The organism is Pseudooceanicola sediminis (assembly GCF_003575965.1).
GTDB lineage: Bacteria > Pseudomonadota > Alphaproteobacteria > Rhodobacterales > Rhodobacteraceae > Pseudooceanicola > Pseudooceanicola sediminis.
In genome coordinates this window covers 71,582-83,581 of the sequence record NZ_QWJJ01000006.1, presented here as the reverse complement: position 1 = coordinate 83,581, position 12,000 = coordinate 71,582, and the positions used below count along the sequence as shown (strand labels likewise).

Here is a 12,000-nt window from a genome sequence, read left to right as displayed (position 1 = left end):
TGCAGCATAGACTGTGTGGCGCGAGATTGAAGAGGCGAGAGGAAAAAATATGTCACGAACGGCAGAGATCCGCAGGCGACTTGAAGACGAATTTTCGCCTGAACACCTTGAGGTGCTTGACGAAAGTGAGAGCCACCGTGGCCACGCGGGCTTTCAGGAAGGCGGAGAGAGTCATTTTCGTGTCCGGATGACATCCAGTGCCTTTGCTGACCAAAGTCGCATTGCACGTCATCGCGCCGTGCACTCCGCCCTCGGGTCCGACCTGATGGGTCGCATTCACGCGCTGGCGCTGGAACTGAACGCCTGAGAACGATTTCTCAGGCTGTCCGAATATAAAGAAACGGCGCCGAAGCACAAGGCCCGGCGCAAAAGAAACCCTGTTGTCGGCGGGGCGGGCGCGATCCTTTTGGCTCGCCCGCTCCGGTGCCTGCGGGCCTGCTCCGTCACATGATGGGGCACGTGATCTGCCGGCGCATCAGACGGCACAGGCACTGGCCCGCAGGCAGGGACCGACCGTGTGGTCAGTCAGGTTTGCGGGTCTGGCCCGTGTCATCATCATCCGGGCTGTCATCGCGCCGGGTCTCGGTCGGGGCCGCGTCGCCCACGCCGGGGGCGGGCGTCGCCGCGCCCTCTGCCACGTCCGAGGCGCGCCCCATCACCTGCGCCGCGCGCGATTTCAACACGCCGGACAGGCGCGGCCCATTGCCCTGAACCGCATCGCTGCGTTGTGCCGGACCGACCGACGGTCCAGCCGTCACGGGCGGTGCCTGGGTCTCGTCATCCTGCGCGCGGGCCACGGCCTCCGCGGTGTCGCCCGGCTCGGGGTGCTGGTGGGTCAAGGCGCCCGCCCCCTCGCGCCGGAACACCAGCAGGTTGCGAAAGCTGCTGGAAGACCCGGTCAGGCCCTGGCGTTCTTCCTGGGGCAGGGTCTCGGCGCGTACATATTCCCAACCCCGGCCAGCCATGTCGTTCAGCACCTCTTCCAGGGCATTGGCAAAGCGCCCCTCGGGGGTCTTGATGCCGCGCGCCTTGATCCCGCGCGTCGGGGCCGGCACCACCTTGTATTCATACTGGGTCATCTGGGGTCTCTCTGATCTGGTCGCGCCATCTAGCGCCTGCGGGGCCGCTGTCTCAATCCCCGGCGACATTTCCCTGCCAGAGCGGCAAGGCACCGCCGGACCGCACCGGCTGTGGGCCCGTCCTACTTGCGAAGGCGCATCGGCGCGCCAACCCAATCGGGAACCGGCCGCGCGCCATGATCGGCGGCGGCGGCCTGCAGGCGCGCGAATTGTTCCGGCGGATAGGCGGCGACACGGGGGCCGGACTGGTCGATGTGCAGGCTGATGCCTTCGCCGGTGGCCGCGATCCAGCCGTCTTCGTGGATCAACTCCTGGCAAAAATGAAACGCCTTCGGGCCGACATCCAGCACGTGGGTCGTCGCGCTAACCTTAGCGCCGGCATGGACCTCCCGCAGATAGCGTATGCGGAATTCGGCGGAATAGGTGGTATGGGCCGTGCGGCGCATATAGGCCTCGGCCAGGTCGATGCCGGTGTTGAAGAATTCCAGACCCAGGTCGAACAGCACGCCGTAATAGGCCATGTTCAGATGCCCGTTATAGTCGGTCCATTCCTGTTTTACGTCCATCAGCGGCGAGGTGAAAATAGGCATCGGATCTCCTGCGGTTGTTCTTTCGTCAGGCTAACAGGCCTGCGCAGCAGGGCAAGGCGCAGCACTGCTTTCGCACCGTTCAGATACCGTACGAATACCGTTCAGATACCGACGTGGTGATTCCACGATTTCAATGGCTTACGGCCGTTCATGCCGCGAATACCGACAGACATGCAAACGGGCAGCGGCTCTCACCACTGCCCGCATATGGGCGCCGACCGCCAAGGGCTTAGGGTTACAGGCCCAGCCTTGCCGCGACCAGGTCATTCACGGCCTTCGGGTTGGCCTTGCCACCGGTCGATTTCATCACCTGTCCGACGAACCAGCCCGCCAGTTTCGGGTTCTGTTTGGCCTTCTCGACCTGCGCGGGATTGGCCGCGATGATCTCGTCCACCGCCGCTTCGATCGCGCCGGTGTCCGTCACCTGTTTCAGGCCTTTTTCCTCAACGATAACAGCCGGATCGCCGCCTTCGGTATAGACGATTTCGAACACATCCTTGGCGATCTTGCCGCTGATCACGTCTTCCTTGATCAGCGCGATGATCCCTGCCAGCTGCGCGGGTGACACCGGGCTGTCGGTGATGTCGGCGTCGTCCTTCTTCAGGCGGCCGAACAATTCGTTGATCACCCAGTTCGCGGCCAGCTTGCCGTCTTTGCAGGCATCTGCGACCGCTTCGAAGAACACCGCGTTCGGCACTTCGGCCGTCAGCACGCTGGCGTCATATTCACTCAGTCCGAAGTCTTTGACAAAGCGCGCTTTCTTGGCGTCAGGCAGTTCTGGCAGACCGGCCTTGATGTCGTCGACCCAGGCTTGCTCGATCTCCAGCGGCAGCAGGTCGGGGTCGGGGAAATAGCGGTAATCATGCGCTTCTTCCTTGCTGCGCATCGACCGGGTCTCGTTCTTGTCCGGATCGTACAGGCGGGTTTCCTGATCGATCGTGCCACCGGCCTCGAGGATCGCGATCTGACGCCGCGCCTCGACATCGATCGCCATCTGGATGAACCGCATGGAGTTCATGTTCTTCAGCTCGCAGCGCGTGCCGAGGTGGCCAAAGTCGCCCGTCTCGCGGAATTTCTCATAAGCGCCTGGCAGACATACGGAAACGTTGACATCCGCACGCATGCTTCCGCTCTGCATGTTGCCGTCGCAGGTGCCGAGATAGCGCAGGATCTGACGCAGCTTGACCATGTAGGCCGCGGCCTCTTCCGGCCCGCGAATATCGGGGCGGCTGACGATCTCCATCAGGGCCACGCCCGTGCGGTTCAGGTCGACGAAGGACATGTTCGGATCCATGTCGTGAATGGATTTGCCCGCGTCCTGTTCCAGGTGGATACGCTCCACCCGCACCAGCCGCGCGATACCCGGTGCCATATCGACCAGAATTTCTCCTTCGCCGACAATGGGATGGTACAACTGGCTGATCTGATAGCCCTGCGGCAGGTCAGGATAGAAGTAGTTCTTGCGATCAAAGGCCGAGAACAGGTTGATCTCGGCGTTCAGGCCCAGCCCCGTACGGACCGCCTGCTCAACGCAAAATTCATTGATGACGGGCAACATCCCCGGCATCGCCGCATCGACAAAGGCGACATTCGAATTGGGTTCCGCCCCGAACAGGGTCGACCCGCCCGAGAACAGCTTCGCCTTCGAGGCGACCTGCGCATGGACCTCCATGCCGATGACCAGTTCCCAATCGTGTTTCGCACCGGCGATCACCTTGGGTTTCGGGGTCTCGTACGTGAGGTCCAGCATGGTCGGTCCTTTCCGGCATTGGCTTGGTCCCGGGTTCTAGGACAGGGCGTTTCGGGGGGCAAGAGGCTCTGTTCACCGTGCGAGCGTTTAGAAAAGGCGCGCCCGCGACCAGCTTGCCGCGTCTGCGCGCACCGCCGGGGGATACCGGCGGTGCGCGCTGCGTCAGTTCGCCAGGATGCGCGACACCATTTCGCTGGTGTCTCGGCTCAGCTTCGGTTGCGCGGCCATGCGCTCCAACTCGGCGCGGATCATGCCCTGGCGATCAGCGTCGTAGCGTGTCCAGGTCTGGAAGGCGGTGCACATGCGCGCCGTGGTTTGCGGGTTCAGCGGGTCGAGCTTGATCAACCAGTCTGCCAAGAGCCGGTACCCGGCACCGGAGGCATGGTGGAAACCGGCCGGCGTCATCGTCAGGGCTCCGAAGGTCGCGCGGAACCGATTGGGGTTCTTCATGTCGAAATCCGAATGGGTGGCAAGCCGTTCGGCTGTTGCGGCCACCTGGGCGGGCGGTGCATAGGCCACTTGCAGCGAAAACCATTTATCCATGACGAGTCTGTCATCATGCCATTGATCATAAAAGGTTTTCAGCTCTTCCTCCCCGGCGTCTATGCTCAGAAGACAGCTTAGCGCGGCAAGTTCCTGCGTCATGTTGTCGGCCTTGGCAAACTGTGCCCGGGCCCGTTCGCCGCCGTCGCGGCGTGACAACAGCGCCAGCGCTGAGTTGGCAAGGGCGCGGGCCGCCGCCGGGGCGGCATCAGGTTGATACGTGCCGGGCACCTGGTGGGCGGCAAACAGCCCGGCCAGCAGATCGGGCATCGCGTCAGCCATCGCATCACGCATCTCCTGCCGCTTTTCCCAGATCCGCTGCGGGTCGGGAACATGGCCGGTTTCGAACAGCGTCTGCGCCAGGTCGTCCTCCGAAGGCAGCGCCATCGCCAGCGCCCGAAAGGCCGGGTCCAGCGTTTCGTCGGACAGCAGGGTCGCCAGCGCGCCGAGATAGGCCTGGTCCGGTTCGGCATTGTCGGTGATCATCCGCATAAGGGCTTGTTTTGCAAGGGTTCGCCCGGCCTCCCAGCGGCAGTAGGGGTCTGTATCGTGGGCCAGCAGGAACGCCCGTTCGGCATTGTCGGATTCGCGGTGCAGGATGACGGGGGCCGAAAACTCGCGCAGGATCGACGGAACGGGGCGCGCTCCCAGACCGGTAAAGCTGAAGCTCTGCTCGCTCTCGGTCATCTCGAGCAGCGTGGTTTCCTGCACTTCATCGCCATTGGGCCCGATCAGCCCCACGGCGATCGGCAGCACCTGTGGGGCCTTGTCCGGTTGGCCGGGCGTCGCCGGGGTTTCCTGCCGGAAGTGAAGCGTGAACGTGCCATCCGCCCAGCTTTCGCTGACATGCAGGCGGGGCGTGCCAGCCTGGCTGTACCAACGCTTGAACTGGCTCAGGTCGCGGCCCGTCGATTCCTCGAACACGGCCAGCCAGTCCTCGATGGTGCAGGCCTGTCCGTCGTGGCGCGTAAAGTACAGATCCAGCGCCTTGGCATAGGCCTCGTCCCCCACCAGCCGCTTGAGCATACCAATGACCTCGGCGCCCTTTTCGTAGACGGTCGCGGTGTAAAAGTTATTGATTTCCTGAAAACTTTCAGGCCGCACCGGATGCGCAAGCGGGCCGTTGTCCTCGCGGAACTGCCGCGCGCGCAGGTCGATCACATCCGAGATCCGCTTGACCGGGGCCGATCGCATGTCCGAGGTGAACTGGCTGTCGCGATAGACGGTCAGACCTTCCTTCAGGCACAGCTGAAACCAGTCGCGGCAGGTGATCCGGTTGCCGGTCCAGTTGTGGAAGTATTCATGCGCGATAATCGCCTCGATGCGTTCGAAATTTGCATCGGTGCTGGTCTCGGGGCTGGCCAGAACGCAGGAAGAGTTGAAGATATTCAGGCCCTTGTTCTCCATCGCGCCCATGTTGAAATCGTCGACCGCAACGATATTGAAAATGTCGAGGTCGTATTCGCGGCCATAGACATCCTCGTCCCACTTCATCGACTTTTTCAGCGCCTCCATGCCAAAGGCGCATTTGCCCTCGTCCCCCGGGCGCACCCAGATGTTCAGCGCGACGTCCTTGCCGGATCTGGTGGTGAAACTATCGGGATGGTTGACCAGATCGCCCGCCACCAATGCGAACAGATAGGCCGGTTTCGGCCACGGATCATGCCATTCGGCCCAGCCTTCGCCCTCTCTGACGGGATTGCCATTCGACAGCTTGACCGGTGCTTCGCCTTCGATCCGGACGGTAAAGACGCCCATCACGTCCGGGCGATCCGGATAATAGGTGATCTTGCGAAACCCCTCGGCTTCGCATTGGGTGCAATACATGCCGTTGGACATGTAAAGCCCTTCCAGTGCAAAGTTTTTCGCCGGGGCGATCTCGACTTCGGCTTCCCAGGTAAAGGCGCCGCTGGGGACGTCGCAGGTCAGACCATCCTCTGTCACTTCCGGCGATACCGGGGTGCCGTCAATGCTGGCCCCGATCAGCGAAAGTTGTTCACCATGCAGGTAGAACTGCCCCTGTGGCGCATCCGGGTTCGGGACAAAACGAACCTTGCTCAGCACGCGCGTGGCCTCCGGCGCGAGGCGGAAGGTCAGATGCACCTCTTCGACCAGCCAGCCCGGGGCGGTATAATCGTCGAGATAGATCGTCTGACCCGAGGTGGTGGCGGCGGCGTCTTTCATGGCATTCGTCCTCTTCACTGGCTGCGCGCGAGTTTCACCTCTACAGCCGGGATTGCAAGGCCAAGCGGGCGGTGCGGCGTGACGGGGAACATCCGGCCGCGGATCGAGTTTGTCATGTACCTGATCAACAAGGCAGGAGGAGACACCAATGTCCGCACCGCAAACCGACGTGGAAAAGCAAGCCCGCTCTCATCGATCCGTCATCTGGGGCATCGTGATCGTCGTTGTCTTTGGCTTGGCAATGGCCGGGTTCATTACCCTCAGCGGGACATCGGGTGAAGATGATCCCGACGACGCAGCAACAACGCCCACGACGTCTGCCGGTCAAACCGAGTCGAATTGAGGTCAGGCGTCATCGTTGCAGTCACGCGTCTGCAAAGGAGGTGTCTCTTGCAGCGGTGAATCGTTGCAGGCGTCGCCATCAATTTGCGATGTTCTGCCGTAAATGGCAGCGGCGCAAATCGGCAGTGCATCTCTGCACAGTGATTTCCGTTTTATTTGTCGTTGTGCGCTAGTAAGTTGTTCGGGAGGCTTAGAGGCGCAGCATGACACGACCCCTTATCGGCATTATCACCAATCTGCACGTGATCGACAGCAGCTACCGGGCCCATGCAGGCGGGGTGATGAACTCCGAAGCGGTGGCCAACGTGTCAGGTGGGTTGCCATCGTTGATCCCTGCCGACCCACGGCTCGTCTCCGTGGACGAATTGCTCGAAACCTTCGACGCGTTCGTTCTGACCGGCGGTCGGCCCAATGTGCACCCCTCCGAATATGGCGATGAAGAAACTGAGGCGCACGGCACTTTCGACCGGGCGCGCGATGCCATCACCCTGCCACTGGTGCGGGCCTGTGTTGAGCGCGGACAGCCTTTCCTGGGCATTTGTCGGGGGTTTCAAGAGGTTGCCGTCGCGATGGGGTCAACACTTCACCCCGAAATTCGCGATATTCCGGGGCGTATGAACCACCGGATGCCGCCAGACGGTACGATAGAGGAAAAATTCGCACTGCGTCACAAGGTGACCTTTACGCAAGGCGGTGTCTTTCATCGTTTGATGGGGGCGCCGGAAGTCATGACAAACACCCTGCATGGTCAGGGTGTGATCTCTGCCGGCAAACGGTTTGTGATTGATGGAACTGCCCCCGACGGAACGCCGGAGGCCGCTTATATCGACGGGGCGCCAGGCTTTACCCTAGCCGTCCAGTGGCACCCCGAATACAACGCCGCGCAGGATCCGGTGTCTCGTCCGCTGTTCGAAGGGCTGGGCGAGGCTGCCCGCGCTTGGCGGAACGGGCGTCAGACAAGCCCTGTCCTCAGGTCCGCCTAAAGCTGTCCGCCCGCTATCCGGATTTCCGTACCATTTACGCTTTCAGTGACCGGGTTGCACAACCACAGCGCCGCAGCGGCAACTTCTTCGGGCGAAATCAGGCGTTTGTGACGGTTCATGTTGATCATCATGTTGCGCGCTTCTTCTTCGCTGACACCTGCGCGTTTGGAAATGGCATCGGTGTTGCGAGTGACAATGGGCGTGTCAACATAGCCGGGGCAGATCGAATTGAAGGTGATGGGGCCCCCCAGAAAATCTTCGGCAAAGGATCGCATCATACCGATAACGCCATGTTTCGACGCTGAATATGCCCCGGCGCCGGGCGCACCACGCAGTCCGGCGATGGAAGAGACCGCGATAACCCGCCCCCAATCGGTCGTCGTCATCGACTCGAGGCTTTCGCGGACCGTATAAAAACAGCCATCCAGGTTTGTCGCCATGATCTTGCGCCAGAACTCGGATGACGTCTTTTGCAGCTTTCGCCCCTCCGCGATCCCCGCGTTTGCAACGCAGATCTGGATCGGGCCGCGTGCGGCAACCGCGCTGGCCATCCCGTCCCTTACCGATGCCTCGTCGCTGACGTCCATTGGCAAAACGAACATGTTCGGGCCCGCGACGTCCTCCAGGACCTCGCGTCTGCGCCCGGTAATCGTCACCTGGGCACCGGCGTCGGCCAGTGCATTGGCGATTGCCAGCCCTATTCCCGTGCCACCTCCGGTGACGATGGCGTGCTTGCCCTCCAGCATGTCGGTCTCCTCCCAGTTCAGCGGAATATTCTTCCGCAATACGGGCGAACCATATCGTCCTGTCAGATTGGCGCAAGCCTGTGCGGTGATGCGGGTCTGTCTGGATAAGGCAATGGGATGACCCAGGATCGCGCTGGTACTGCGGGGCGGGGGTGATATGCTGCTGCGGACTCCGAAAGAGGAGCGCACGGATAGGTTGCGATGTTGCCGCGCTGCACGGGCAATTTCGAAACCAGCCGTGGTGTTGGCGCTACCATGCAATCACCGCTTGCCTAAGGTACCGCAGAAACGCTTCATCTGATCCGGGAGACGTATCTTATCGAGAAAAATACGTGCAGAATTCGCCACATAAGCGCGAAACACACATCGTTGGGTTTGACTTGGCCTATCACAACAGGCAAATCCACAACAGCCGAAGCGCAATAATGTTGCGCGATGCTGACTAGGAGCCGCCGGAGTTGTTTCTCCGGCGAAATTTTAGCCAGTTGTTCAAAAGGGGGACGACAAAGGTGAAAATCGGATCGCCAAAGGAAGTGTTCGCAGGAGAGGCGCGCGTCGCAATGACGCCCGATTCCGCGCTGCAATTGCAGAAACTGGGACACGAGTGTTTTGTGGAAACCGGGGCGGGCACCGTCGCCGGCTTCGCGGATGCCGCCTATGAGGCGGCAGGCGTCACCGTCGTTGCAGATGAGGCGGCGTTGTTCGCAGCTGTCGATGTCGTGGCAAAGGTGCGTGCGCCAAGTGATGAAGAAGCGAAGTTGCTGACATCCGATCAAACGTTGATCAGCTTCTTCAACCCGGCTGGCAACACCGATCTGCTTGAACTGTGCAAGGCGCAGGGTGCGACAGTGATGGCCATGGAAATGGTTCCACGCATCAGCCGCGCGCAAAAGATGGATGCGCTGTCTTCGATGGCGAACATCGCGGGTTATCGCGCAGTAATCGAAGCGGGCAACAACTTCGGACGGTTCTTCACCGGTCAGATCACGGCGGCGGGCAAGGTGCCCCCGGCCAAGGTTCTGGTTGTCGGCGCAGGTGTCGCCGGTCTGGCCGCAATCGGGGCTGCAACGTCGCTTGGCGCGATCACCTATGCCTTCGACGTGCGGCCCGAAGTGGCCGAGCAGGTCGAGAGCATGGGTGCGGAATTCGTCTACCTCGACTTTGAGGAAAAACAGACGGACGGCGCCGAGACGGGTGGCTATGCATCTGTTTCCTCGCCAGAATTCCGCGAAGCGCAACTCGCCAAGTTCCGCGAGATCGCGCCGGATATCGATATCGTCATCACCACGGCGCTGATCCCCAACCGCGAGGCACCCAAGCTGTGGCTCGCCGATATGGTCGCGTCGATGAAACGCGGGTCGGTCATCATCGACCTTGCGGCCGAGCGTGGCGGCAACGTGGAAGGCACGGTGCCTGACGAAAAGGTCATGACCGAGAACGGCGTGACGATCATTGGCTACACCGACTTTCCCAGCCGGATGGCCGCGCAAGCCTCAAGCCTCTATGCCACCAACATCCGTCACTTGCTGATGGATCTTACGCCGGCAAAGGACGGTGTCATCAACCACAACATGGATGATGACGTGATCCGTTCGGCCACGGTCACGCGTGGAGGAGAGATCACCTTTCCGCCGCCGCCGCTGAAGGTCAAAGCGATTGCCGCGCAGAAACCGAAGGAAAAGGCCAAGGAGCTGACGCCCGAGGAACGCCGTGCCGCAGAGGTTGCCGCCTTCAAGAAACAGACGCGCAACCAGGTGGGTCTGCTCGCCATTGGCGCCGTGCTGTTGCTGGGGGTCGGGCTTGTCGCGCCAGCGAGCTTCATGCAGCACTTCATCGTGTTCGTCCTGTCGGTCTTCATCGGCTTCCAGGTTATCTGGAACGTGTCGCATTCGCTGCACACGCCGCTGATGGCCGTCACCAACGCGATTTCATCCATCATCATTCTGGGGGCCTTGATGCAGATCGGGTCTGGATCCTGGATCGTGATCATCCTCGGGGCGTTGTCGGTTTTCATGGCCGGAATCAACATCTTCGGCGGTTTCCTTGTCACCCGGCGCATGCTCGCCATGTTCCAGAAATCGTAAGGAGGTCTGAACAATGGAATTCGGTTTCACCACAGCGGCCTACGTGGTTGCGGCGGTCCTCTTTATCCTCGCGCTCGGCGGCCTGTCGGGCCAGGAGAGCGCAAAGCGCGCGGTCTGGTACGGCATCGTGGGCATGGCCCTTGCGGTGTTCGCAACGCTGATCGGACCCGGCTCGGGTCTCTGGCTGTTGTCGGTCATCCTGATTGCTGCGGGCGGTATCATCGGCTTTTTCGTCGCAACCCGTGTGCAGATGACAGAGATGCCGCAACTGGTCGCGGCCATGCACTCTCTCGTCGGTCTTGCGGCAGTGTTCGTCGGCTTCAACGCGCATTTCGAATTGCAGCACGTTTTGGCAATGGATCCCGCCGTACGTACCGGCCTGCACGGGTTTGCCGAGCTGCTGGCCCACAAGACACCGGTCGAGCAGAACATTCTGCGGGTCGAGCTGTTCCTGGGTATCTTCATCGGCGCGGTGACCTTCACCGGTTCAGTGATTGCCTATGGCAAGCTGGCAGGCAAGGTGAACACCAAGGCAACGAAGCTGCCCGGTGGCCATATGCTGAACGCTGCTGCGGCCGTGATCTCGGTTCTTTGCCTGATCTGGTACTTTAATAGCGGCGGATTTTTCCCGTTGTTTATCATGACATTGGCGGCCCTGTTCATTGGTTATCACCTGATCATGGGCATCGGCGGGGCGGACATGCCTGTCGTCGTTTCCATGCTGAACAGCTATTCCGGCTGGGCGGCGGCGGCGATCGGGTTTTCGCTGTCGAACGATCTGCTGATCGTCGTGGGCGCGCTGGTCGGGTCTTCGGGGGCGATCCTCAGCTATATCATGTGCAAGGCGATGAACCGCAGTTTCGTCTCGGTCATCCTGGGCGGCTTCGGCGGCACCAGCGGCCCGGCGATGGAGGTCGAGGGCGAGCAGATTGCCATCGACGCCGATGGCGTGGCAAGCGCGCTGGACGAGGCCGACAGCATCATCATCATTCCGGGCTACGGCATGGCGGTGGCGCAGGCACAGCAATCGGTTTCCGAGCTGACGAAGAAGCTGCGGGCCAAGGGCAAGACCGTGCGGTTCGCCATTCACCCGGTCGCCGGGCGGCTGCCGGGGCACATGAACGTGCTGCTGGCGGAGGCCAAGGTGCCCTATGACATCGTCTTGGAAATGGATGAAATCAATGAAGATTTCCCCTCTACCGACGTGGCGATCGTGATCGGGTCGAACGACATCGTGAACCCTGCGGCGCAGGAAGATCCCAACAGCCCCATCGCCGGGATGCCGGTGCTGGAGTGCTGGAAGGCCAAGCAGGTGTTCGTGTCCAAACGCGGCCAGGGCACCGGCTATTCCGGGATCGAGAACCCGCTGTTCTACAAGGAGAACACGCGCATGTTCTATGGCGACGCCAAGAAATCTCTGGACGAGCTGCTGACCAAGATCGCGTGATCGCACCAGCAACGTGACGACGCAAAGGGCGGCCCGGTGGGTCGCCCTTTTGCACATCTGCGCACCGGCGTCGGTATCGGCCGGTCTGACGGTGCCAAGCCATTGAAAACGCTGAATTCGAACGTCGGTATCTGAACGGTATCAGAGCGGTATCTGAACGGTTTTTCTGTCGACGCCCCGGCCCGGATGCCGCTTCGTGCGCCAGTATACCAAGGTATTCCGCTAACGCATTGAAAATATTGATAAATGCCT

Annotated in this window: 10 protein-coding genes; 5 read left to right on the top strand and 5 right to left on the bottom strand. The window is 61.2% G+C overall.

Annotated features, from left to right (window positions below):
• Nucleotides 1–49: 49 nt before the first annotated feature.
• Nucleotides 50–307, top strand: coding sequence for a BolA family protein (locus DL237_RS08190; protein ID WP_119398570.1), 258 nt, complete (start codon nucleotides 50–52; stop codon nucleotides 305–307).
• A gap of 214 nt (nucleotides 308–521) precedes the next feature.
• On the opposite strand, the gene DL237_RS08185 is transcribed toward DL237_RS08190, so the two are convergent.
• From DL237_RS08185 to pepN, 4 genes are all read right to left on the bottom strand, one after another.
• Nucleotides 522–1,079, bottom strand: a complete 558-nt coding sequence (locus DL237_RS08185; protein ID WP_119398569.1) for a DUF4177 domain-containing protein — start codon at nucleotides 1,077–1,079, stop codon at nucleotides 522–524.
• Between the two features lie 122 nt (nucleotides 1,080–1,201).
• A complete protein-coding gene (locus tag DL237_RS08180; RefSeq protein WP_119398568.1) occupies nucleotides 1,202–1,669 on the bottom strand; it encodes a thioesterase family protein in 468 nt (155 codons plus the stop codon).
• Nucleotides 1,670–1,904: 235 nt separating this feature from the next.
• Nucleotides 1,905–3,419: an Asp-tRNA(Asn)/Glu-tRNA(Gln) amidotransferase subunit GatB gene (gatB, locus tag DL237_RS08175; RefSeq protein WP_119398567.1), complete on the bottom strand. Its 1,515-nt coding sequence runs from the start codon at nucleotides 3,417–3,419 to the stop codon at nucleotides 1,905–1,907.
• A 162-nt stretch (nucleotides 3,420–3,581) separates the two neighbouring features.
• A complete protein-coding gene (gene pepN, locus DL237_RS08170) occupies nucleotides 3,582–6,146 on the bottom strand; it encodes an aminopeptidase N (RefSeq protein ID WP_119398566.1) in 2,565 nt (854 codons plus the stop codon).
• 148 nt (nucleotides 6,147–6,294) lie between these two features.
• Between pepN and DL237_RS08165 the strand changes: the two genes are divergently transcribed.
• Both DL237_RS08165 and DL237_RS08160 read left to right on the top strand, forming a co-directional pair.
• Entirely contained in the window at nucleotides 6,295–6,489 is a 195-nt protein-coding gene (locus DL237_RS08165) for a hypothetical protein (protein WP_119398565.1), read from the top strand.
• A gap of 202 nt (nucleotides 6,490–6,691) precedes the next feature.
• Complete coding sequence (locus tag DL237_RS08160; RefSeq protein ID WP_119398564.1) at nucleotides 6,692–7,471, top strand: gamma-glutamyl-gamma-aminobutyrate hydrolase family protein; 780 nt, start codon at nucleotides 6,692–6,694, stop codon at nucleotides 7,469–7,471.
• Here DL237_RS08160 and DL237_RS08155 read toward each other — a convergent pair.
• Nucleotides 7,468–8,217, bottom strand: coding sequence for an SDR family NAD(P)-dependent oxidoreductase (locus DL237_RS08155; RefSeq protein WP_119398563.1), 750 nt, complete (start codon nucleotides 8,215–8,217; stop codon nucleotides 7,468–7,470). The genes DL237_RS08160 and DL237_RS08155 overlap by 4 nt on opposite strands.
• 509 nt (nucleotides 8,218–8,726) lie before the next feature.
• On the opposite strand from DL237_RS08155, the gene DL237_RS08150 reads away from it, so the two are divergent.
• Together DL237_RS08150 and DL237_RS08145 are read left to right on the top strand one after the other, a co-directional pair.
• On the top strand, nucleotides 8,727–10,301 hold the full coding sequence (locus tag DL237_RS08150; protein WP_119398562.1) for a Re/Si-specific NAD(P)(+) transhydrogenase subunit alpha: 1,575 nt from the start codon (nucleotides 8,727–8,729) through the stop codon (nucleotides 10,299–10,301).
• Nucleotides 10,302–10,314: 13 nt separating this feature from the next.
• Nucleotides 10,315–11,748 (top strand): NAD(P)(+) transhydrogenase (Re/Si-specific) subunit beta, encoded by a 1,434-nt coding sequence (locus tag DL237_RS08145; RefSeq protein WP_119398561.1) that lies wholly within the window; start codon nucleotides 10,315–10,317, stop codon nucleotides 11,746–11,748.
• The last annotated feature ends 252 nt before the right edge of the window (nucleotides 11,749–12,000 follow it).

Coding starts and splice junctions, on each gene's coding strand:
- DL237_RS08180 (WP_119398568.1), bottom strand. CDS start 1,669: ATGCCTATTTTCACCTCGCCGCTGATGGACGTAAAACAGGAATGGACC.
- DL237_RS08190 (WP_119398570.1), top strand. CDS start 50: ATGTCACGAACGGCAGAGATCCGCAGGCGACTTGAAGACGAATTTTCG.
- DL237_RS08185 (WP_119398569.1), bottom strand. CDS start 1,079: ATGACCCAGTATGAATACAAGGTGGTGCCGGCCCCGACGCGCGGGATC.
- DL237_RS08155 (WP_119398563.1), bottom strand. CDS start 8,217: ATGCTGGAGGGCAAGCACGCCATCGTCACCGGAGGTGGCACGGGAATA.
- DL237_RS08145 (WP_119398561.1), top strand. CDS start 10,315: ATGGAATTCGGTTTCACCACAGCGGCCTACGTGGTTGCGGCGGTCCTC.
- gatB (WP_119398567.1), bottom strand. CDS start 3,419: ATGCTGGACCTCACGTACGAGACCCCGAAACCCAAGGTGATCGCCGGT.
- DL237_RS08160 (WP_119398564.1), top strand. CDS start 6,692: ATGACACGACCCCTTATCGGCATTATCACCAATCTGCACGTGATCGAC.
- DL237_RS08165 (WP_119398565.1), top strand. CDS start 6,295: ATGTCCGCACCGCAAACCGACGTGGAAAAGCAAGCCCGCTCTCATCGA.
- pepN (WP_119398566.1), bottom strand. CDS start 6,146: ATGAAAGACGCCGCCGCCACCACCTCGGGTCAGACGATCTATCTCGAC.